Genomic DNA, 21,695 nt, shown 5'->3' with positions numbered 1-21,695 from the left:
GAGTCCTGCTTCAGAGCTCGCCGAAACCCGTGCGGCACTGCTGCGCGATGAAGTCCATCGCGCGCCGCGCATCGGGTCCGCTCGCACGCACGTGCAACGGAGTTCCCTTGCCGGCGGCCAGGGTCATCAGCATCATGACGGACTGGCCGTCGGCACCGTTGATGTCGACCTCCACATCCAGACCGCCGAGGTATCCGGCCAGCACAGCGGCCGGGCGGGCGTGCAGTCCCAGTTCGTTGAGAACTTCGAAGTCCTCGATGATCGCGCCGCCCACCGAGTCATCCGTTCCGGCTGCTGCACGGGCTGCGGTTCCCGCACCCGGCCCTCCGCCGTCGATCCGCGCCTGAACCTGCAGGGCCAGCGCTGACTCGGCCGCCGCCTTGACTGCGGCGATGCCGGCTCCTCCTTGCGCGGACACCGACGCGGCCACGAGGCCTTCAATGAGAGGCGCATCGGCCAGGGCGACGTCAGAGGGCGCCCCCAGGAACTCCAGAGCGCTCTCCGCCACCATGAACGCGGATCCGAGATCACACAGGATCACGACACCACCGCCACTGTTGGCGGCTTCGATGCCCGTCATCACCTTCTCCAGGCTGGTGCCGATCCGCCCGTCGTCGGTGCCGCCCGCCGCTTCCATCCGCACGCCGGGGGCCATCTGGGCGGCCAGTTCACAGGCGCCTTCAGCGATCTTGGCGCTATGGGACACCACCACGATTCCTACAGTCATGGAACCATTCAAACATCGGCGGCCGCGTCGGCGGCGGCCTGAAGGATCAGAGCCGTGGACTGAGCACCCGGATCCCGGTGTCCGGCGCTGCGCTCGCCCAGGTAGCTGGCCCGGCCCTTGTGCGCCACGAGAGGTTCGGTCGCCTCGGCCCCACGAGCGGCAGCCGCGGCAGCGGATGCGAGGAGAGCGGCCGGATCCGCGGTGGCGGACGCTTCAGCTGCTTCCACTGCGGGGGTCCACGCATCAATCATGGTCTTGTCTCCGGGTTCCGCCTTCCCCCGGGCCACGATCCCGTCCCGGGCGGCCGTCAGCGCGGCGAGCACGGCCGCCGAGTCAGCCTCTGCTGCATCCCCGAGCGCTGTCGATGCCCGGAGGAACGCCGTTCCGTAGAGCGGTCCGGCCGCCCCACCGACCTTGGACATCAGCGTCATCGCGACGGACTTCAAAACGGCTCCCGGAGTGGCGGGCGGCTGTTCCTCCAGCTTGGCGAGCGCGGCCGTGAAACCGCGCTCCATGTTCTCTCCGTGGTCGCCGTCGCCGATCACCCGGTCCAGTTCGATCAGCGCCATACGGTTGTCCGAGAGGACTGTGGCGGCACGCCGCATCCAGTCGAGAGCCCATTCCAGCCCCAGTGTCCCGGCCATGCTCAGGCCCCCCAGCGCAGTGCTGCGGTGTGCACGGGCGCGTCCCACAGCTCGACCATCTCGTCGTCGAGCAGCAGCACCGTGAGAGAGCAGCCCTGCATTTCCAGGGCCGTGATGTAGTTGCCGACGAGATTGCGTTCCACCACGAGACCGGCCTCGCCGAGCAGCTGGGACGCCGCCCGGAAAACGATGTACAGCTCGCTCTGAGGGGTGCCGCCCATACCGTTCACGAAGAGCAGCACGCGTTGCCCCGGAGCCGGGGCGAGGTCCTCCAGAATCGGTGAAAGAAGCCGGGCCGTGATGGCGTCGGCATTCTCCAGCTTGATCCGGTGCCGGCCCGGTTCCCCGTGGATTCCTATGCCGATCTCGATCTCGTCGTCCGCCAATTCGAAACTCGGGACTCCCGCATGCGGCACGGTGCATCCGCTGAGGGCCACGCCCATGGAGCGGACCTTCGAGTTCACCCGCTTGGCGATCTCCTCGACCGCGTCCAGTGAGTCGCCCCGTTCAGCCGCAGCCCCGGCGATCTTCTCGACCAGCACGGTGCCGCCGACACCGCGACGCCCTGCTGTGTAGAGCGAATCCTCGACGGCGACGTCGTCGTTGACCAGAACGGTCCGCACGTCAACGCCTTCGGCCTGCGCAAGCTCGGCCGCCGTTTCGAAGTTCAGCACGTCGCCCGTGTAGTTCTTCACGATGTGCACGACGCCGGCACCGGAGTCCACGGCGAGCGTCGCGGGAAGGATCGCGTCCGGAGTCGGACTGGTGAAGACCGCGCCGGGCACGGCGGCGTCGAGCATTCCCCGGCCGACGTAGCCCGCGTGAAGAGGCTCGTGTCCGCTGCCGCCGCCCGAGACAAGACCCACCTTGCCCGCCACCGGCGCATCCTTGCGCGTGAGGTAGAGCGGATCAGCACTGACAGTGACCAGATCGGCGTGCGCCAGGCCGAAGCCCTCCACCGCCTCGTCGACCACCGCGCGCGGGTCATTGATGAGCTTTTTCATGGGGACTCCCTGCCTTGTGCGGACCACCTGCTAAGAACCTACTACCAGCGGCTGACAGAAAGTAGAGGAAAGGTGTTTTCGCAGTTCAGCACCCTGCGACGAGCATCAGAGCGTGCGGATCATGCGGGTGTTCCCGAGAGTGTTGGGCTTCACCCTCGCCAGATCGAGGAACTCCGCCACGCCTTCGTCGTGAGACCGCAACAACTCGGCGTAAACTCCCGGGTCGACGGCACTCTGATCCGCCATCACCTCGAACCCGTGCCGCTGGAAGAACCCGACCTCGAACGTCAGGCAGAAAACCCTGCTGACGCCCACCGAGCGGGCCTCATCCAGCAGACGCTCCACGAGCGCGTGCCCGACGCCGCGACCGCGCCACGCGTCCGACGCCGCGAGCGTGCGGATCTCCGCCAGGTCCTCCCACATGACGTGCAGAGCCCCGCAGCCGATCAGCTCGCCGTCGTCCGCCTCGGCAACGCGCATCTCCAGGATGCCTTCGTAGTACGCCACGGTCTCCTTGGCCATCAGGATCCGGTGGTCGGCCAGCGGTGCGACCAATCGCTTGATGCCCGGGACGTCGGAAGTGCGTGCGGGGCGGAGCGTGAAGTCGGGGGCCGGCATTCCTCCATCGTAGAACCTGCTCAGGCCCCGGACCGCCACGGAGTCCAGCCACACGGAGTCATATGACTTTACGCTCTCACTTACTCCGCTTAGTGTCACGGACACCCCCATCAACTCACCTCTGGAGACCCCATGGCCCTCGAAGGTTCCCTTTCCGCTCCCGCCACCGCACCTCCCCGGACACTCACAGCCTCGGCCTCCCGCGCCCTGGCCGCCCTCCGTATCCTGCTGGGCCTGATCTTCGCCTGGGCTTTCGTCGACAAACTGTTCGGGCTCGGCTTCTCCACACCGGCCGGCCGCGGGGTGCTGAACGGCAAGAGTCCCACCAAGGGCTACCTCGGAAGCCTCGACGGATGGCTGAGCGATCCTCTTGGAGCCCTGGCGGGCCAGTGGTGGGTGGACCTGCTGTTCATGGCGGGTCTCGGCGTCCTCGGGTTGACGCTGTTGCTCGGCATCGCGCTGCGGGCCGCCGCCTGGACGGGAGCCCTGCTCCTCGCCTTGATGTGGCTCAGCATGCTGCCCCTGCAGGACAATCCGGTTCTGGACCAGCACGTCATCTACGCCGCGGCGCTGTTCGTCCTGGCCGCCACCGACGCCGGTGCCACCTGGGGTCTTGCCAGGGCCTGGCGAGCGACCCTCAAGGCCCGCGCACCGCGCCTCCTACCGGTCCTCGGCTGAACTCGCTGGTTCCGCGCGATCTCGCTGATTCCGTGAGCCCGCTATTTCCGTGCGAATTCGCTCATTGAACCAACGAATTCGCATGGAAATAGCGGGCTCGGCGGGCAAGAGTCGAGAAGCAGCGAACTCACCGGGGACAGGCCACCCCGAACTAGCGGATTCACCGACCAGACCGCACCAAGGTAGCGAGCTCAGCCACTCCGCCAGAGCAACCCCAGCCACCCTGCCCCCACCGGGCCACCCGACACCATGAACTCGCTGATTCCGTGCGAATTCGCTCATTGAACCAACGAATTCGCACGGAAATAGCGGGCTCGGCGGGCAAGAGCCGAAAAGCAGCGAACTCACCGGGGAACAGACCACACGAAAAGGGCCGACGACGGCGGGTCATCCCGCCGTCGTCGGCCCTTGTTACGCGTTACCCGCCTGAGCTCAGGCGGCGCCGTGTCCCAATTCCCCGGGCTTCCCGTCCGAGTCACCGTGGCCGTGCGCGCTCGGGGCGAGCTCCGGGACCACCGGCTTGGCGGTTCCGGCGAAGGTGAACTTCGCCTCGTCGCCCTCGCCCTCGACGTCGACCAGGACGATGTCGCCGGGCTTGAGTTCCCCGAAGAGGATCTTCTCGCTCAACTGGTCCTCGATCTCGCGCTGAATGGTCCGGCGCAACGGCCGGGCACCCATCGCAGGATCGTAGCCACGCGTGGCGAGCAGCACCTTGGCGGCGGGCGTGAGCTCGATGCCCATGTCCTTGTCCTTGAGGCGGTTCTCCAGGCGGGTGACGAACAGGTCGACGATCTCGATGATCTCCTCCTGGGTCAGCTGCGGGAACACCACGACGTCATCCACACGGTTCAGGAACTCGGGGCGGAAGTGCTGCTTGAGCTCCTCCGTGACCCGGGCCCGCATGCGGTCGTAGCCCGTCTTGGTGTCCGTGCCCGACTGGAAGCCGGTCATGACGCCCTTGGAGATGTCCCGGGTGCCGAGGTTCGTGGTCATGATGATCACGGTGTTCTTGAAGTCCACCACGCGGCCCTGGGAGTCGGTCAGGCGACCGTCTTCCAGAATCTGCAGCAGGGAGTTGAAGAGATCGGCGTGAGCCTTCTCAACCTCGTCGAACAGGACCACGGAGAACGGACGACGGCGGACCTTCTCGGTCAGCTGACCGCCCTCTTCGTAGCCGACGTATCCGGGAGGCGCACCGAACAGACGCGACACGGTGTGCTTCTCCGAGTACTCGGACATGTCCAGGGTGATGAGCGCGTCCTCGTCGCCGAAGAGGAACTCCGCCAGGGCCTTGGCCAGCTCGGTCTTGCCGACGCCGGTGGGGCCGGCGAAGATGAACGAGCCACCCGGGCGCTTGGGGTCCTTCAGACCCGCACGGGTACGGCGGATGGCCTGCGAGAGCGACTTGATGGCGTCGTCCTGGCCCACCACGCGCTTGTGCAGCTCGTCCTCCATGCGGAGCAGTCGGCTGGACTCCTCCTCGGTCAGCTTGAACACCGGGATGCCGGTGGAGTTCGCGAGCACTTCGGCGATGAGCTCCTCATCCACCTCGGCGATCTCGTCCGGGCCACCTTCACGCCAGGCCTGTTCCTTCTCATGACGCTCGGTCACGAGCTTCTGCTCGCGATCACGCAGAGCGGCGGCACCCTCGAAGTCCTGGGCGTCGATCGCGGATTCCTTCTCGCGACGCACCGTCTCGATGGAGGCCTCCATCTCCTTCAGCTCGGCGGGCGGCGTCATGCGGCGGATGCGCAGACGGGCGCCGGCCTCGTCGATCAGGTCGATGGCCTTGTCCGGCAGGAAGCGGTCCGAGATGTACCGCTGCGCGAGCGTCGCCGCGGCCTCCAGGGCGCCGTCGGTGATGCTCACCCGGTGGTGCGCCTCGTAGCGGTCGCGCAGACCCTTCAGGATCTGGATCGCGTGCTCGACGCTCGGCTCAGCCACCTGGATCGGCTGGAAACGGCGCTCCAGAGCTGCGTCCTTCTCGATGTGCTTGCGGTACTCATCCAGCGTGGTGGCGCCGATGGTCTGCAGCTCTCCGCGAGCCAGCATGGGCTTCAGGATGGACGCGGCATCGATGGCGCCTTCGGCAGCTCCCGCACCGACCAGGGTATGGATCTCATCGATGAACAGGATGATGTCACCCCGCGTGCGGATCTCCTTGAGTACCTTCTTCAGGCGCTCCTCGAAGTCACCGCGGTAGCGGGAACCTGCCACCAGGGAACCGAGGTCCAGCGTGTAGAGCTGCTTGTTCTTGATCGTCTCCGGCACGTCGCCGCGGACGATCGCCTGGGCGAGGCCTTCGACGACGGCGGTCTTGCCGACGCCCGGCTCACCGATCAGCACCGGGTTGTTCTTGGTGCGGCGCGAGAGGACCTGCATGACGCGTTCCATCTCGTGCTCGCGGCCGATCACCGGATCGAGCTTGTTCTCGCGCGCAGCCTGAGTCAGGTTGCGGCCGAACTGGTCCAGCACCACGGAACCGGCCGGAGTGCCCTCCTGCTGGCCCGGGCCGACTCCTGCGCCCGCAGTCTCCTTGCCGCCCTGGTAGCCCGTGAGCAGCTGATTGACCTGCTGACGGACCTTGGACAGATCGGCACCCAGCTTCACCAGAACCTGCGCCGCCACGCCTTCACCCTCACGGATGAGGCCCAGCAGGATGTGCTCCGTGCCGATGTAGTTGTGCCCCAGCTGCAGCGCCTCACGCAGAGACAGCTCCAGGACCTTCTTGGCGCGGGGCGTGAAGGGAATGTGGCCCGACGGCGCCTGCTGACCCTGTCCGATGATCTCCTGGACCTGCTCACGCACGGCGTCGAGCGAGATTCCCAGGGATTCCAGAGCCTTCGCGGCGATGCCGTCGCCTTCGTGGATGAGTCCAAGAAGGATGTGCTCGGTCCCGATGTAGTTGTGGTTGAGCAGGCGGGCTTCCTCCTGTGCAAGGACGACTACCCGGCGTGCCCTATCCGTGAATCTCTCAAACATTTCGCCACACTCCTCCATACGACGTATTTAGATGCTACGTGCGTGCCAGGGCGTTGTGGGGCGTGTTCGCCAGAGGGGGAATCCCTTAACGGAGGAAGCCCCCTGCCGACGGGCGGCGAAGGGGCTTTCTCCGGAGCAGGATCCTTGCGGAACCCGCACTGATCAGCTGTTGGCCTTGTGGTAGGCCTCGATGATGTCAGCGTGGACGCGTCCACGCGAGCTGACCTTGTAGCCGTTGTCCAGAGCCCACTTGCGGATCTGGGCAGTGTCCTGACCCTTGGCCGCGGCGCGCTTGGGGGTGCGGCCGGCGGTGGTCACCCGACGGGCGACGGCGACATATTCCTGAAACGAGTCCCGGAACTTCTGTGCATTTTCAGCGGAGAGATCAATTTCATAGTTGCTGCCGTCCAGGCCGAAACGGATCGTTTCGTCCGCGGTGCCGCCGTCGACGTCGTCGACCAGAATGATTTTGACTCGTTGTGCCATGGATTATGGCTCCCATCATGTGGTGAAAATACGGGCCACGGAGACCCGTTTGGCAGTTCCCCCGCATAAGAGTATGTCCGAAGACATAACAAGGAGTCAAGAATTCAAATTAGTCAGCACTCTAATTGTCGGCCGAATCCGAAGATTTCGACTCGTTATTGTTTCCCTCGGCGTCCCATTCGTCCTCGGCGCGGGCCTGCGCATCGCGCTCTGAACGATCCGCGTTCAGCAGCGCCCGGATCGCGAACCAGAAAAGCAGGCCCACGACGAGAGACGGGAGAATGACTGCGATGTATTCCATGCTCAGTTGGCTTCCGGCTTCAGCAGGGGGAAGAGAATGGTCTCGCGGATGCCCGCTCCGGTGAAGAGCATGACCAGGCGGTCCACACCCAATCCGATACCGCCCATGGGAGGCGCGCCGTATTCCAGCGCCCGCAGGAAGTCCTCGTCAAGCTGCATGGCCTCGTCATCGCCGGCGGCCGCTAGACGGGACTGCTCAGTCAGACGCTCGCGCTGGATCACGGGGTCGATCAGCTCGGAGAACGCGGTGCCGCGCTCCATGCCGCCGATGATCAGATCCCACGCCTCGATCAGGCGGCCATCGCTGCGGTGCTGGCGGGCCAGCGGCTGCGCGGACGGCGGATAGTCGTACACGAACGTCGGGTTGAGCAACGTGGGTTCCACGATTTCGCCGAAGAGTTCGACCACGAGCTTCTCGGCACCCCAGGCAGGATCCACCTTGACCTCGTGCTTCTCCGCGAGGGCGCGGAGTTCCCCGGCAGGAGTGTCCGGAGTGATCTCCTGACCCACGGCCGCGGAAAGGCCGGGATAGACGCCGAGCCAGGTCCATTCCCCGCCGAGATCGATCTCGCCCGCTTCGGTCTGAATGACACGGCCTGCCCCGATTGAATCCGCGGCGTCCAGAATGATCTCTTTCATACGCTCGGCCATCACGAACTGATCGGCCCAGGCCTCATAGCATTCAAGCGTGGTGAATTCCGGACTGTGGGTGGAATCCACGCCCTCGTTGCGGAACACCCGCCCCATGTCATACACGCGTTCGATGCCGCCCACCACGGTCCGCTTCAAATAAAGCTCCGTGGCGATGCGCAAGGTCATTTTCTGATCGAAGGCGTTCAAATGCGTTTCGAATGGGCGCGCCGCAGCACCGCCGTGCACCAGATTGAGAATCGGGGTCTCGACCTCGACGTATCCGTGACGATTGAGTGTTTCCCGGATGGAGCGTGTGACAGAGGCTCGCGTGTAGACCATCTGACGCGCCTCATCGCGGACCAGGAGATCCACGTAGCGCTGGCGCACGCGGGTCTCCTCGTTCAGCTCGGCGTGCAGCACCGGGAGGGGGCGCAGCGCCTTGGAGGCCATGGCCCAGGACTCCGCCATGATGGACAGCTCGCCGCGACGGGATGAGATGACCTCGCCCTTGATGAAGACATGGTCACCCAGATCCACCAGGGCCTTCCACTGCCCCAGGGCTTCCTCGCCGACCACCGCGAGGCTCAGCATCGCCTGCACACGGGTGCCGTCACCGTCCTGCAGGGTGGCGAAGCAGAGCTTGCCGGTGTTGCGAACGAACACCACGCGGCCCGTCACGCCGACCACGTCACCGCTGGTCTCATCGGCCTGGAGGTGTCCGTATTTCTCCCGGATCTCCTTCAGGGAATGAGTCCGCTCCACACCCACCGGGTAGGCCTCCATGCCCAGATCGAGCAGCTTCTGGCGCTTCTCCTTGCGGACGCGCATCTGCTCGTTCTCGTCGGAGGCCTCAAGGGGAGTGGGGTTTTCAGCAGTCACAGTCCTCTAGTTTACGTGACCGGGACGAAGCGGGCGGGCCGGTACCATGAGGCACCATGAAGTTCACCGACGCCTTGCAGGTTCCACGCAGGGAGTCGCGCGTACCCACCGACGCCGGGGACGAGCTCGCGCTGGACAGCTACGGCGAGGAGGACGCGGCCCACAGCCTCGTCGTCGTCGGCGGGGCGTTCCTGACGGCGGCGCTCTACCGCCCCTTCGCCCAGGCTTTCGTCACAGCGCTCGAAGCAGAGGACGACGGCGCACGCTGGGCTGTGCACGTCTACGACCGCAGAGGCCACGGAGAGTCCCCCGACCAGGGCCCCGACTACGGCATGGACACTGAGATCGCCGATGTCCAGGCGGTCCTGCGCCACACGGCATCAGACCACGTGCTCGGGCACTCCCTGGGAGGAGCCGTGGTGCTGAACGCCGCGCGGCATCTCGGGACCGGGCTCGGCGCCGGGCGTCTCTCCGTCTACGACCCTGCGATCAACATCGACGGGAGCGCACCGACCGACTGGCTCCCCGCGTTCACGCAGGCCGTGAACGACGGCGACGTCCCCCGCGCGCTGGCACGGATGCGACGCGGCATGCTGCCAGGAACGGCACTCGCCCGCGCTCCCGAACCGATCCTGGCGCTGCTCTTCACCGCCCTCGGGCGAACGACGGCCAACCGTGTCTTCGCTGAGCTCATGCCCAGCTCGGTGGGCGAACTCCGCGCCGCACTCGAGGAGGAGGCGCACGCCGAGGACTTCGCGGACATCTCCCAGGAGTCCGCGATCTTCTACGGCGCCCGCAGTCCCCGCTACTTCCGGGACACCGCGGAGAAGCTGCACAGCACGGTCCCCGGCCCGCTGAGGAAGGTCCCGCGCTGCGTCCACGGCTCCGTTCCCGCAGTGGGAAAACGTCTGGTCACCGCCCTGGCGGAGTTCCACGTCCACGGTGCCGGCCAGCACCCCCGGAAGCGGCCCCAGCGGCGATCATGACGTGCCCAGACTGCTCCGCTAGGCTCATGGCATGAAGCGCGAGTTGGTCAGCACCCCGGACGGTGCCGAGCTGGAACTGTTCACCTACGCCGAAGCCGCCGAAGGCGCCGCTCCCGGCGTCGTGGTGGTGATCGGGTCGCTGGTCACCGCCTCCGATTACACGAAGTTCGCCAAGGCCCTGTCCGAGGCGCTCAAGCGTCCCGTTCACGTGCTCAATCGCCGCGGCCAGGGCGGATCCACACCGCAGATCGACTCCTATTCCCTGGAACAGGACGTCTCCGATCTGCGGGCGGTCCTGGACCACACGGGAACGCGGGACATCTTCGGGCACAGCTTCGGCGGCGCCCTCGTGCTGCACGCGGCACGGAGCATCGCCGTGGACCACCTGGCCGTCTACGACCCGGCCGTCTCGATCGACGGCAGCGTCCAGGCGCCATGGGTCGACGAGTACGAAGCGGCGCACGCCGCAGGAGACACCGACAAGGCCCTCGCCATCGTGATGCGTGGCCTCGAACCCCATGGCCCCATCTCCCGCATGCCGCTCTACATGCTCACGCTCGGCAACTACCTCACGCAGGGCACCGAGTTCGGCAAGGAACTGCGCGAGCAGCTGCCGAACGGGGTCCGGGAGATCCAGGCTGTCATGGCTGCGGACATGTCCGCAGAGCCGTTCCTGGAGCTGCCGCTTGAGACGCTCATCCTGGTGGGCGAGAAGAGCCCGTCGTATTTCGGCGTGGCCTGCGGACGCCTGCACGACGTCCTGTCCGGCTCCTCCTACAGCGTGATCCCAGGCCTCGGACACGACGGCGTGAACCGCGCCCCCGCCCGCCTGATCGAACCGCTTGCGGAGTTCTTCGACGCCTGAGCCGGCGCCTCTCTTTCTCGCTCTCCCGCGAGTGGGCACTTGGTCACAGTGTCCGAGTCCCAGACCGTGAACAAGTGCCCACTCGCGGTGAATCCGCGGGCTCATTTCACGCAGGGCACCCCGCCGCCACTGAGCGTGCTGCTCCAGTCCCCGGCGTCGTAGCTGCCGGACGGCGACGACGGCGACGGGCTGGGTGCTGCGGGCTGAGCGGCCGGGGCGGCAGGCTGAGCCGCGGGCACCGGAGCCGCGGCACCCGCCTGGGCACCGTTCCCTCCTGAACCACTCTGTGTGCTGGTTGCCTGGGAGCCATTTCCATCCCCCTGGGCTCCGGATGAGGAGGCCGCCGGGGAGGACGTGGCCGGAGCCGGCTCGGTCACCGGTCCTCCCCCGAGGACCCTGGCGACCATCTTCTGAATGGCGTCCTTGTCGACCAGGTTCACCGACTCTCCGGTGTCCGAGGTGCCGTAGTCGAGGATCGGGAGCGTGACGAAACGGGTGTGATTCTCACTGAGCTGCTTCGCCCGCAGGCCCAGGTCCACAAGGTTCAGCCCCTGGTCAACGGCGATCTTGTCCTTGAGTGCGTCGACGATCCCATTGATCTTGCCGAGATCGGTGACCGTGCCCTTCTGCTTGAGCTGCGTCGCGAGCGAGGTGATGAAGGCCTGCTGCCGCCGCGAGCGGTCCAGGTCCGTGAGCTCATAGCCCGATCCTGAGGTGTCTCGGCGCTGGCGTACGAAGGCCACCGCCTGTTTCGCGTCGATGTCCTGCACGCCGGCCTTGAAATCCGCCCCGGAGAAGGTGTCCGAGGTGTCGTGCTGGAGGCAGACCTTGATCGGCGCGACGGCCTGCGCAACCGAGAGGAAGGCCGCCATGGTGACCTCGACGAAGTGGTCCACCTTCACGTTCAGGAACTGCTCGACCGTGTTGATCTCCGCCTTGCGGCCCTCGTCCCGGGCCGCCTGATAGATCTGGTCCTGGCTGCGGCCCTGAGGATCGTTGGTGAACTTCTTCATCGCCTCATCCATGGCGTAGCCGTAGGCCTCTTTGATCTTGCCCTTGGCCATACCGTCGGGCTGCCCCGGCAGGTCGACATAGTCGTCGCGAGGGATGGAGACGATCTGAGCCGTGCTCCCGTCCTTCGGAATGTGCAGCAACATCAGCACATTGCTGTTGTAACCGCCGATGCCCGGGTCTCCGGCATGGAGGGCATCGTATTCCTCCTGGGAAAGTGGCTTGCCGTTTTCATCCAGTCGGCTGTCGAGCCCCATGAGCAGGATGTTGGTGTCCTGATCCAGACCCTTGCCGCCGCTGAGCGCCTGGGAGCGGTGGATGCCGTTCTCGATGTTCAGATACGTGCTGACCGCATAGCAGCCGGTGGCGACCAGACCCACCGTGAGCAGCAGCCCGATGAGGACCACCACGCGCCGTCGTAGATATACTCCGCGTCCATGGCGGCGACCGCCCGGGGACCCCGGAATCAGATGGCGGCGGGGCGCCGGCGGCGCTCCGACATTCTTGCGTGCCGCGAAACTCTCTCGTGGCTGATTGTTCATAAGGTCTCCTGGGGACAGGCCTTCCAGCTCAGTTCTCAGGCCGGCCTGTGGCTCGGCCACCCCTCCCAGGTGCGTGTGACGGCCCCATGGTACTCACTGGAACTGCGAGAACGCCCCGAGCCCGGCGTACGAGAAGCCACGTGGGCACGATCCTGGCGTCCAGAATCGTGCCCACGTGGCTTCTCGGAGGGAGTGAACGGACCTCCTCAGTGTCCGCCGGCACCCTCCGTCTTGCGCATCATCGCAGAGAGCACGACGGCGAGCACCGCGATACCCGCCGCCGTCAGGAACGCGATCCGGGTGCCGTCGAGCAGGTCGCCATGGATGGCCGTCCCTGCGGCGAAGAGGGCCACCAGCAATGCGGTGCCGGCCGCACCTGCCACCTGCTGCAAGGTCCCGAGGATCGCCGAACCGTGCGAGTACAGCTGCGGCGGGAGCGGGTTCAGGCCGTTGGTGAAGGCCGGTGTGAAGAGCATCGCCAGGGCGAAGTTCAGCACGGTCTGAATCACCGTCACCCACCAGATGGGCGTGGAGCCGTTCATCATCGCGAACTGCCAGAGACAGATCACCATCAGGGCCGAACCGGTCACGGTCAGAGGACGCGGTCCGATCTTGTCGTACATGCGCCCGATGAACGGACCTGAAAGACCCATCGCCAGTCCACCGGGGAGCATGACCAGCCCCGTGACCAGCGGCTCCGCACCCAGCACCTTCTGCAGGAAGAGCGGAAGCAGGATCACCGTGCCGAACAGCGCCACCATGGCCACCACCAGTAGCAGCACGGACACCGTGAACATGCGGTGCTGGAACGCCCGCAGATCAAGCAGCGGGGCACCCGTGCGCTGCAGGCTCAGCTGCCGCCAGACGAACAGTCCCAGCGAGACGACCCCCACCGCGAGGGCGACGATCGCATTGCTGGACGGTCCGGCCTGGCCGGAGTGGCTGCCGCCGAGCTGGCTGAGTCCGTAGACGACTCCGCCGAATGCCGGAATGGTCAGGAACACGGAGAGCGCGTCGAGCCTCTGATGGCCGGTCTCCCCCACATTGATCAGGAACTTCGCCCCCACCAGGAGAGCCAGGAGGGCCACCGGCAGAACGAAGATGAACATGAAGCGCCATTCGAAGTGCTCCAGGATCAGCCCCGACACCGTAGGGCCGAGCGCGGGCGCCACGGACATGGCGATCGTGATGTTGCCCATCACCATGCCGCGCTTGTTCATGGGGACCAGGGTCAGGATGGTCGTCATGAGCAGAGGCATCATGATGGCTGTGCCGGAGGCCTGGACCACGCGGCCCAGAAGCAGCACGCCAAAGCCGGGGGCGACGGCGGCGATCACCGTACCGGTGGTGAACAGGCCCATGGCCAGGAAGTAGGCCTGGCGGGTGCTCAGGCGTTCCAGGATGAAGCCTGTCGCCGGGATGACCACGGCCATGGTCAGCATGAACCCGGTGGACAGCCACTGGACGGTGCTCTCGGATACGTCGAGGGCCGTCATGAGGCGCGGCAACGCCACGTTCATGATGGTCTCATTCAGGAACACGGTGAAGGTGGACACCAGCAGGACGCTGATGATCACGACGACGTCGCGCGGCAGCTTGTCCGGTGCGTCCGCCTCGGGCGTCCGGCCGGGTGCAGCGGCGGTTTCAGGGGTGAAAGTTCCGTGGGCGGCCAGTGCCTCGGGCGGCCCGCCGGTTGAACTCTGGGTCTCGGGGGTCATGGTCACGTCCTTGCGAGTGAACGGTGGAGGAGGTACCGGTGGTCAGGGACCTGGTGTCGGCTCATGGCACGAATCACCAGGGGTGAGCAGGAGGAGGATTTCCGATTGCTGCGTATCCCTGCCGTTCAGGATGCGATGGCATCCATCAGACGGCACTTCCCCTAGGGGGTTGGTTGACAGGGTTGCCCGCCGTCACGGGAAACCGTGACTTCAGGGGCTCACACACCGCACAGCGGGTTCCGTTCGCCGGCCGGCATCAAGCCGGGGCCCACGGGTGACCGCCTAAGCAGAAAGCGGTGTGTTAATGATCAGACGCACTCATCCAGTTTACTCACAGAAACCCGATTCTGAACAGGTCACCGCGCTCTCCGAAAACGCTGCTTCTCAGGCGCCGCTCTTGCCGAGACCGCTACCCCGGGGACCACAACCCGCCGAACTCGCGAAATCCGTGCCAAACCGCGCCCTCAACGAGCGAGTTCGCACCAAACCAGCGAGCTCGGCCAAACCCGCCACCTCCCGGCACCACCCCCGCCGAAACCGCTACCCCGGGGACCAGAACCCGCCGAGCTCGCGAAATCCATGCCAAACCGCGCCCTCAACGAACGAGTTCGCACCAAACCAGCGAGTTCGGCGGAGTTGTGTCGGGGGATCGAAACCCGGGCCACGGAATTCAGAAGTTCACGAGCTCAGCAGCCCACGACTTCAGGAGTTCAACAGGGCATTGTCGATCAGGCGAACAGGCCCCACCGCCGCGGCGATGATCGCCAGGGCCTCTCCGCGGAACGGGGTGAAGCGGCAGTTCTCCGCCAGCGGCTCCAGGGTGCGCGGGTCCACGACGTCGAAGTAGTCCAGCTCCACGCCGGGAGCCGACTCCACGAGCGCGACGGCGGAGTCCAGATCCAGCGGCTCGTGGGCGGCCGCACGCTCCTCCAGGAGACGCAACGCCCGGGAGAGCACCAAGGCCGATTCGCGCTCCGCGTCCGAGAGGAACCTGTTCCGGCTGGACAGCGCCAGCCCATCGGCGTCGCGCACGATCGGCACCGGGACGATCTCCGTACCGAAATCCAGATCGTCCGCCATCTGACGGACCAGCGCCAGTTGCTGGGCGTCCTTCTGCCCGAAATAGGCGCGGTTCACCGGGACCGGAGCCTGCGTCAGGTGCAGCAGCTTGGCGACCACCGTCAGCGCGCCGTCGAAATGCCCCGGACGCGACGCACCTTCCCAGACGGTCGCCAGCGGACCGGCGCTGACCCGGACGCCCGGCTGACCGGCCGGATACATCTCCTCCACGGACGGGGCGAAGACCAGGCGCACGCCTGCAGCCTCCAGGAGTTCCAGGTCGGCGTCCAGGGTCCGCGGGTACCGCTCCAGGTCCACAGCCTCCCCGAACTGAAGAGGGTTCACGAAAATGCTCGCCAGAGCCAGATCGTTGTCCCGGGCGGCTTGAGAGGCGAGAGCCGCGTGACCGGCGTGCAGTGCACCCATGGTGGGGACGAAGCCCACCGAGGTGACGAACCCATCCCGGACGAATTCCGTCAGGCGATCGCGCAACGCGCTCTTGGTGGTGACCAGCTCAATGCCCATGGGCGGCGCGTCCTTCTTCTCAAGCCGTGAATCTGCCCCTCAGCCCAGCACGTCCCCGAGCGTCGCGGCCTGGTCCGTCCTGAGGCGGTCCTGACGCACGGCACGCTGAAGGGTGGCCCGGGCCATGGCAAGGTAAGAGTCCAGGATATCGTCACCATCCCGTCCGGCCGCTCCCGCGGCGGCTTCCTGCCGCAAGGCGCGGCGGCCCGTCAGCGCCTCGCGATGCGCGGCCACGGTGCCCGCATCGCCGCGCGAAACGGGCCCGGTCAAGGCCGATTCCCCGGAAGCCAAGGCGTTGTCCAGCGAGGCTCGCAGCAACGGTCCCAGCACTCGCTCGGGCTCGGCGACTCCGATCTCGGAGAGCAGCTGAGCCGCCTGAGAGGCGAGGGTCACCAGGTGATTGGAACCGTGAGCCAGGGCCGCGTGATAGAGCACCCGCTGCTCCTCCGGGATCACCACGGGCTCCCCGCCCATCTCGATCACGAGAGCCTGCGCGATGGGAAGCATGGGCGCATCGGCACTCACACCGAAGACGCAGTCCTGCAGACGTCCGAGATCCAGGCTCAGCCCGGTGAAGGTCATGGCCGGATGGATCGCCAACGGGATCGCGCCGACGGCGCGGATCGGCTGAAGGACATCGACGCCGAAGCGGCCGGACGTGTGCGCCACCAGCTGACCGGGACGCCAGGCCCCGAGCGCCGCCAGACCGCTCACCAGTTCGGCGAGCACATCGTCGGGCACGGCCAGGAGCACCAGATCGCTCCCGTCCACCACCTCGCGGGCTTCACGGACCGGTACACCCGGCAGAAGGTTCTCGGCACGCTCCAGACTGGCTTCGGACACGGCCGTCACACCCACCACGCGATGTTCCGCGGCCCGCAGGGCGGCACCCAGCACGGCGCCCACCTTGCCGGCACCGATCACTCCCAGCCGCAAACGGCCCGCCCGGGAGCCTGTCCCGTCATGCACCGGCTCAGGCATATTCGCCCTCGGTTCCCTTCCCTCGTCCGCCTTCAGAACCGCCGTCGTCCTCCGGAGGAATGCGGCAGAAACGCTCCACGATCAGACCCACGACGAGCATCACCACACCACCGCCGCCCACCACGGCGCCCGTGATGACATGGTCCACTCCGCTGGGGTACTGCAGATACTGCAATTGCTCCAGGACGATCCCCAGGTGCCAGCCGAACAACACGGTGCCGGCATAGGCGCACGCCTGGGCGAGGACCAGCGTGCGGGCGGCGAGGATGGGATCGAGCTGTTTCCGGTCCTTGGCCTTGGAGGTCTTCCAGCGGTGCACCCGCCAGCCCAGGATGAAGGTCAGCAGCGCGATCGCCAGCATGCTGAACACGCCGCTGGCCGGGAGCACCGGCACCGGCAGACTGTACCGCTGCACGATCATCGACAGCAGGAACCCCAGGACCACGAAGCAGAGGGCGATCACCGCCAGCTCACCGGCACGCAGCAATCGCATGGTCAGACCTCGTCGTCGTATTCTTCGGCGTCCGCGTAGTCCGCCGCAGCAACGGCCAGCTCACGCACCGGTGTGCCGCTCAGTACCGCCTCGGGGTCCATCGCGGCCCACGGGACCAGCACGAACGCCCGCTCCGCAGCGCGCGGATGAGGCAGGGTGAGGACCGGGTCATCGCTGTGAAGTTCACCGAAGACGATCACATCGACGTCCAGGGTCCGGGCGCCCCAACGGACCTCCCGCACCCGGTGGTGCATCTGCTCCACCGCCTGGCAGTGGGCCAGCAGTTCCAGAGGCTCCAACTCGGTGTCCACGGCCATGACCATGTTCAGATAAGGAGGCTGGTCCTCCGGCCCACCTACCGCCTTCGTCTGGATGATCGGCGAGACGTCCACCAGGTGAACCCGGGGATGGGCCACCAGATCGGCGACGGCGGCTGACAGTGTGCCCTGCCGTTCGCCGAGGTTGCTGCCCAGGGCCAGGATGGCGCGGGTGCGGCTCATACGGCGTCTCCACTCGTTCCGGCGTCCGGAAGATCAGCACGCGAACGGCTGACGACGACGGCGACATCACCGAACGGCACCTCGATGGGCGCCTTGGGCTTGTGCACGGTCACATCGACCTGCTCGACGGGGAAACCCTCCAGAATGGCGTGCGCGATCTGCACCGCCAGCTTCTCGATCAGGTTCACGGCGGGGCCGGTCACGGTGGACTTGATGAGGTCTGCCACGAGGCCGTAGTGGGCCGTGTCCTCCACGTCATCACTCTCCGCGGCCCGACTGAAATCTCGGTGCATGACGACGTCAACCACGAAGGGCTGGCCTTCGCGGCGTTCGAAATCGAAGACACCATGGTTTCCGATCGCGGTCACGCCGCGAAGTTCGATGCGGTCCAGGCTGCGCTGCATGCCCGGCTCACCCCTTCCAGCTCGCGGCGACCTTCACCGCGTCAAGATTCGGGCCGGCGTCGTGCACCCGGACTGCCCAGGCGCCGTGCGCCGCGCTCAGGGCGGTCACGGCAAGCGTGGCGGCATCCCGCTCTGCAGGAGCCGCGGCCTTGCCCGCCGACGTGAGCAGTTCACCGAGGAATCGCTTCCGTGAGGCTCCCACGAGGACCCGGTGGCCCAGGTCCCGGAGACGGTCCAGACCGCGCAGCAGCTCCCAGTTCTGCGACCCGGCCTTCGCGAAACCGAGGCCCGGATCCAGGATGAGACGCTCGTCCGAGTGTCCTGCACTGCGGAACCGCTCGCGTAGTTCGGTCAGCTCGGCCACGACCTCGCCCACGACGTCCGTGTAGACCGCCAGCGAGTCCATGGTCTGCGAATCCCCGCGCGAGTGGGTGAGGATGTACGGCACCCGACGGGACGCCACGAGGTGGATCATCTCTTCGCTGACCCGCTGTCCCGAGACGTCGTTCACGATCGCGGCACCGGCGTCGAGCGCCGCGGCCGCCGTCTCGGCGTTGATGGTGTCGATGCTCACCAGAGCACCTGCTTTGACCAGGGCCGCGACCACCGGCAGCACCCTGCGCCGTTCCTCTTCCGGGGTGACGGTCTCGGCTCCCGGCCGGGTGGATTCGCCCCCGACGTCGATGATGTCCGCGCCCCCGTAGAACATCCGCAGCCCGTGGGCGATGGCGGAGTCCGCGGTGCTGTGCTGCCCGCCGTCACTGAAGGAATCGGGTGTCACGTTCAGCACGCCCATGACCAGGGTCCGGTCCTGGGCGAGGTCTTCGAATCGGGCTGCTGCTTTGGCTTTCCGGATCACGGGCAGAGGGTTCGTGGCCGGGCCGGTGCCCGGTGCTGCGGCAAGCGAGTCCATAGGGTTATTACCTTCCGAGTATCAGGCTCATGGCTTCGGCTCGTGTGGCTGGGTCGTGGAGCTGGCCCCGGACCGCACTGGTGACGGTCTTGGCTCCTGGTTTGCGGATGCCGCGCATGGACATGCACATGTGCTCGCATTCCACCACGGCGATGGCGCCGCGCGGTTGCAGATGGGTGACCAGGGCCTCCACGATCTGCGTGGTGAGCCGCTCCTGGACCTGCGGGCGGCGGGCGATGATGTCCACCAGCCGCGCCAGTTTGCTCAGGCCCGTCACCTTCCCGTCATGGGACGGGATGTATCCCACATGAGCCACCCCGTGGAACGGCACCAGATGGTGCTCACAGGTGGAGTAGAACGGGATGTCTTTGACCAGGACCAGCTCTTCGTGATCCATGTCGAACATGGTCTGGAGCACAGAGCCGGGATCCTGGTGGATGCCGGAGAACACTTCGGCGTACGCACGGGCCACCCTCGCGGGGGTGTCGACCAGACCCGAACGGTTCGGGTCCTCCCCCACGGCCAGCAGGATCTCGCGGACCGCCGCCTCGATGCGAGGGAGGTCCATGGGGCTGTCGGCCGGTACGCCGTTACTGGCGGCGGCGGGGACGTCGTCGTCGATGTGGTTCACCTAAGCATCCTAGCGTGGGGCCAACGGACCTACTGGCCCTGCTGCTCGTCCTGCGGGGCCTGGCCGGAGGGGTTCTCGGCCTGCGGCGCAAGGTGCTGGACGGGGGCCGCGGGCTCGTGGGCCTGAGCGGACAACTGCACCACCGGCTCCTCCTGCTGAGACGCCATCTGGGCACGCTCGCGGCTGGACTGGACCGGAGCGATGTGCTGCACCGGACGCGATTCCTTGGAGAGCCAGATGGGACGCTTCACGGGCTTGCGCACGTTCTCCGTGAGCCGCTCCACGTCCGCCTGGTTGATGGTCTCCTTCTCGAGGAGCTCCAGGGCCATGGCGTCCAGGATGTCGCGGTTCTCGGTCAGCACGGCGTAGGCCTCGTCGTGAGCGGAATCCAGCATCCGACGCACTTCCTCGTCGACCAGGGCGGCCAGCTCGTTGGAGATGGTGGCTCCGCTGTCATCGCCGCCGCGACCGGCGCCCATGACGTTGGAGACGCCGCCGGCCACCTTGATGGTGCCGACCTTCTCGCTCATGCCGAGCTCGGTGACCATGCGGCGGGCCGTGCTGGTGGCCTGCTCGATGTCATTGGACGCGCCCGTGGTGGGGTCGTGGAACACGATCTCCTCAGCCACGCGGCCGCCCATGGCCCAGGCCATGCGGTCCAGGAGCTCATTGCGGGTGTAGCCCTGGGGATCGTCGTCCGGGACCACCAGCGTGTAGCCGCCGGCGCGGCCACGCGGCAGGATGGTCACCTTGGTGACGGGCGGGGCGTTGTGCAGGGCCGCGGCCACCAGGGCGTGACCGCCCTCGTGATAGGCCGTGATCTTGCGGTCGTGTTCCTTCTGGGTCCGGCTGCGGCGCTGCGGGCCGCCCATGACACGATCGACACCCTCGTCAAGGGCACGGTCGTCGATCAGATCGGCATTGGAGCGCGCGGTCAGCAGAGCCGCCTCGTTGAGGACGTTGGCCAGATCGGCACCGGTGTAGCCCGGCGTCTTCTTGGCGACGGCGTTCAGGTCGACGCCGGGAGCCAACGGCTTGCCCTTGGCGTGCACCTTGAGGATGTCCTCGCGGCCCTTGCGGTCCGGAGCGTCCACGGGGATCTGGCGGTCGAAGCGGCCCGGACGCAGCAGTGCGGGGTCCAGGATGTCCGGTCGGTTGGTGGCCGCGATCATGATGACGTTGGTCTTGGCGTCGAAGCCGTCCATCTCGACGAGCATCTGGTTCAGGGTCTGCTCACGCTCGTCGTTGCCGCCGCCGATGCCGACGCCGCGGTGACGTCCGACGGCGTCGATCTCGTCGACGAAGATGATGGCCGGGCTGTTGGCCTTGGCCTGTTCGAAGAGGTCACGGACACGTGATGCGCCGACGCCGACGAACATCTCAACGAAGTCGGAGCCCGAGATGGAGAAGAACGGCACCCCGGCCTCACCGGCGACGGCGCGGGCCAGCAGGGTCTTGCCGGTACCGGGAGGGCCGTACAGCAGGACACCCTTGGGGATCTTGGCGCCGAGGGCCTGGAACTTGCCCGGCTCGCGGAGGAATTCCTTGATCTCGTGGAGTTCCTCCACGGCCTCGTCAGCACCGGCCACGTCGACGAAGGTCACCTGCGGCATGTCCTTGCTGAGCATCTTCGCCTTGGACTTGCCGAACTGCATGACCTTGGAGCCGCCGCCCTGCATCCTGGACATGATGAACCAGAACAGGAGCACCAGCAGCAGGGTGGGCAGCAGCAGGGACAGCAGACCCTGGAGCCAGTTGCTCTCCACCGGCTGGTCCTGGAAGCCCTTGCTCGGCTTGGCGTCGTTCACGGCCGTGACGACATCCTTGGCACGGGCCTCGACGTACTTGAAGTAGACGTCCTTGCCCTTGTCCTGGCCGTCCACGGTGACGGAGTCCTTCAGGGTCAGATTCACCCGGTTCTCACCGTCGATGATCTTGGCCTGCTGGACTTCGCCCGACTGGCCCAGGAGTTCGAGTCCCTTGTTGGTGTCGATCTGTGCCGAACCGCCCGGCGCGAAGGTGGCGAAGGCGAGCAGCATGATGGCCACCGCGGCGGCGATCCAGATCCAGGGACCCTTGGCGATACTTTTGAGTTTCATCTACCGGGGCGTGTGCC

21 protein-coding genes are annotated in these 21,695 nt (G+C 66.5%); 3 read left to right on the top strand and 18 right to left on the bottom strand.

Features of this window, described 5'->3' with window-relative positions; genetic code table 11:
* Positions 1 to 10: 10 nt before the first annotated feature.
* From dhaM to ACIPXZ_RS07430, 4 genes are all read right to left on the bottom strand, one after another.
* Positions 11 to 727: a dihydroxyacetone kinase phosphoryl donor subunit DhaM gene (gene dhaM, locus ACIPXZ_RS07445; RefSeq protein WP_400591822.1), complete on the bottom strand. Its 717-nt coding sequence runs from the start codon at positions 725 to 727 to the stop codon at positions 11 to 13.
* Between the two features lie 8 nt (positions 728 to 735).
* Positions 736 to 1,371 (bottom strand): dihydroxyacetone kinase subunit DhaL, encoded by a 636-nt coding sequence (gene dhaL / locus ACIPXZ_RS07440; RefSeq protein WP_400591820.1) that lies wholly within the window; start codon positions 1,369 to 1,371, stop codon positions 736 to 738.
* A gap of 2 nt (positions 1,372 to 1,373) precedes the next feature.
* On the bottom strand, positions 1,374 to 2,375 hold the full coding sequence (gene dhaK / locus ACIPXZ_RS07435) for a dihydroxyacetone kinase subunit DhaK (RefSeq protein WP_400591818.1): 1,002 nt from the start codon (positions 2,373 to 2,375) through the stop codon (positions 1,374 to 1,376).
* Positions 2,376 to 2,480: 105 nt separating this feature from the next.
* Positions 2,481 to 2,993: an amino-acid N-acetyltransferase gene (locus ACIPXZ_RS07430; protein WP_400591816.1), complete on the bottom strand. Its 513-nt coding sequence runs from the start codon at positions 2,991 to 2,993 to the stop codon at positions 2,481 to 2,483.
* 132 nt (positions 2,994 to 3,125) lie between these two features.
* Here ACIPXZ_RS07430 and ACIPXZ_RS07425 point away from each other — a divergent pair, with 132 nt between their 5' ends.
* Positions 3,126 to 3,671, top strand: a complete 546-nt coding sequence (locus ACIPXZ_RS07425; RefSeq protein WP_400591814.1) for a hypothetical protein — start codon at positions 3,126 to 3,128, stop codon at positions 3,669 to 3,671.
* A 432-nt stretch (positions 3,672 to 4,103) separates the two neighbouring features.
* Here ACIPXZ_RS07425 and ACIPXZ_RS07420 read toward each other — a convergent pair whose 3' ends face one another.
* The 4 genes from ACIPXZ_RS07420 to lysS all read right to left on the bottom strand — a co-directional run bounded on the left by ACIPXZ_RS07420 (position 4,104) and on the right by lysS (position 8,900).
* Complete coding sequence (locus ACIPXZ_RS07420) at positions 4,104 to 6,653, bottom strand: ATP-dependent Clp protease ATP-binding subunit (RefSeq protein ID WP_400591812.1); 2,550 nt, start codon at positions 6,651 to 6,653, stop codon at positions 4,104 to 4,106.
* 162 nt (positions 6,654 to 6,815) lie between these two features.
* Positions 6,816 to 7,139 (bottom strand): Lsr2 family protein, encoded by a 324-nt coding sequence (locus ACIPXZ_RS07415; RefSeq protein WP_400591810.1) that lies wholly within the window; start codon positions 7,137 to 7,139, stop codon positions 6,816 to 6,818.
* Positions 7,140 to 7,260: 121 nt separating this feature from the next.
* On the bottom strand, positions 7,261 to 7,440 hold the full coding sequence (locus tag ACIPXZ_RS07410; RefSeq protein WP_400591808.1) for a hypothetical protein: 180 nt from the start codon (positions 7,438 to 7,440) through the stop codon (positions 7,261 to 7,263).
* 2 nt (positions 7,441 to 7,442) lie between these two features.
* The gene (lysS, locus tag ACIPXZ_RS07405) at positions 7,443 to 8,900 is read right to left on the bottom strand and encodes a lysine--tRNA ligase (protein WP_400591976.1); all 1,458 of its coding nucleotides are present in this window, start codon (positions 8,898 to 8,900) and stop codon (positions 7,443 to 7,445) included.
* A 107-nt stretch (positions 8,901 to 9,007) separates the two neighbouring features.
* On the opposite strand from lysS, the gene ACIPXZ_RS07400 reads away from it, so the two are divergent.
* Both ACIPXZ_RS07400 and ACIPXZ_RS07395 read left to right on the top strand, forming a co-directional pair.
* Complete coding sequence (locus ACIPXZ_RS07400; protein WP_400591806.1) at positions 9,008 to 9,937, top strand: alpha/beta hydrolase; 930 nt, start codon at positions 9,008 to 9,010, stop codon at positions 9,935 to 9,937.
* 31 nt (positions 9,938 to 9,968) lie between these two features.
* On the top strand, positions 9,969 to 10,802 hold the full coding sequence (locus tag ACIPXZ_RS07395; protein WP_400591804.1) for an alpha/beta fold hydrolase: 834 nt from the start codon (positions 9,969 to 9,971) through the stop codon (positions 10,800 to 10,802).
* A 101-nt stretch (positions 10,803 to 10,903) separates the two neighbouring features.
* Here ACIPXZ_RS07395 and ACIPXZ_RS07390 read toward each other — a convergent pair whose 3' ends face one another.
* The 10 genes from ACIPXZ_RS07390 to ftsH form a co-directional block, all read right to left on the bottom strand.
* Positions 10,904 to 12,355 (bottom strand): LCP family protein, encoded by a 1,452-nt coding sequence (locus ACIPXZ_RS07390; RefSeq protein WP_400591802.1) that lies wholly within the window; start codon positions 12,353 to 12,355, stop codon positions 10,904 to 10,906.
* Positions 12,356 to 12,561: 206 nt separating this feature from the next.
* The gene (locus ACIPXZ_RS07385) at positions 12,562 to 14,073 is read right to left on the bottom strand and encodes an MDR family MFS transporter (RefSeq protein ID WP_400591800.1); all 1,512 of its coding nucleotides are present in this window, start codon (positions 14,071 to 14,073) and stop codon (positions 12,562 to 12,564) included.
* A 702-nt stretch (positions 14,074 to 14,775) separates the two neighbouring features.
* Positions 14,776 to 15,657: a pantoate--beta-alanine ligase gene (gene panC / locus ACIPXZ_RS07380; RefSeq protein WP_400591799.1), complete on the bottom strand. Its 882-nt coding sequence runs from the start codon at positions 15,655 to 15,657 to the stop codon at positions 14,776 to 14,778.
* A gap of 39 nt (positions 15,658 to 15,696) precedes the next feature.
* Entirely contained in the window at positions 15,697 to 16,638 is a 942-nt protein-coding gene (locus ACIPXZ_RS07375; protein WP_400591797.1) for a Rossmann-like and DUF2520 domain-containing protein, read from the bottom strand.
* Complete coding sequence (locus ACIPXZ_RS07370) at positions 16,631 to 17,131, bottom strand: DUF3180 domain-containing protein (RefSeq protein ID WP_400591795.1); 501 nt, start codon at positions 17,129 to 17,131, stop codon at positions 16,631 to 16,633. The genes ACIPXZ_RS07375 and ACIPXZ_RS07370 overlap by 8 nt, the downstream gene beginning before the upstream one ends.
* A gap of 2 nt (positions 17,132 to 17,133) precedes the next feature.
* Complete coding sequence (gene folK / locus ACIPXZ_RS07365; protein WP_400591793.1) at positions 17,134 to 17,631, bottom strand: 2-amino-4-hydroxy-6-hydroxymethyldihydropteridine diphosphokinase; 498 nt, start codon at positions 17,629 to 17,631, stop codon at positions 17,134 to 17,136.
* Positions 17,628 to 18,035 (bottom strand): dihydroneopterin aldolase, encoded by a 408-nt coding sequence (gene folB / locus ACIPXZ_RS07360; RefSeq protein WP_400591791.1) that lies wholly within the window; start codon positions 18,033 to 18,035, stop codon positions 17,628 to 17,630. The genes folK and folB overlap by 4 nt, the downstream gene beginning before the upstream one ends.
* A gap of 7 nt (positions 18,036 to 18,042) precedes the next feature.
* Positions 18,043 to 18,948, bottom strand: a complete 906-nt coding sequence (gene folP, locus ACIPXZ_RS07355; protein ID WP_400591789.1) for a dihydropteroate synthase — start codon at positions 18,946 to 18,948, stop codon at positions 18,043 to 18,045.
* Positions 18,949 to 18,955: 7 nt separating this feature from the next.
* Positions 18,956 to 19,579, bottom strand: a complete 624-nt coding sequence (gene folE / locus ACIPXZ_RS07350) for a GTP cyclohydrolase I FolE (RefSeq protein ID WP_400591787.1) — start codon at positions 19,577 to 19,579, stop codon at positions 18,956 to 18,958.
* A gap of 29 nt (positions 19,580 to 19,608) precedes the next feature.
* Entirely contained in the window at positions 19,609 to 21,678 is a 2,070-nt protein-coding gene (gene ftsH, locus ACIPXZ_RS07345; RefSeq protein WP_400591785.1) for an ATP-dependent zinc metalloprotease FtsH, read from the bottom strand.
* Positions 21,679 to 21,695 lie beyond the last annotated feature (17 nt).

Origin of the sequence: Arthrobacter sp. NPDC090010 (genome assembly GCF_044748305.1) — a bacterium.
Taxonomy (GTDB): domain Bacteria; phylum Actinomycetota; class Actinomycetes; order Actinomycetales; family Micrococcaceae; genus Arthrobacter_E.
Note: the sequence above shows the minus strand (reverse complement) of the source record. Positions and strands in the feature narration are given on the sequence as shown.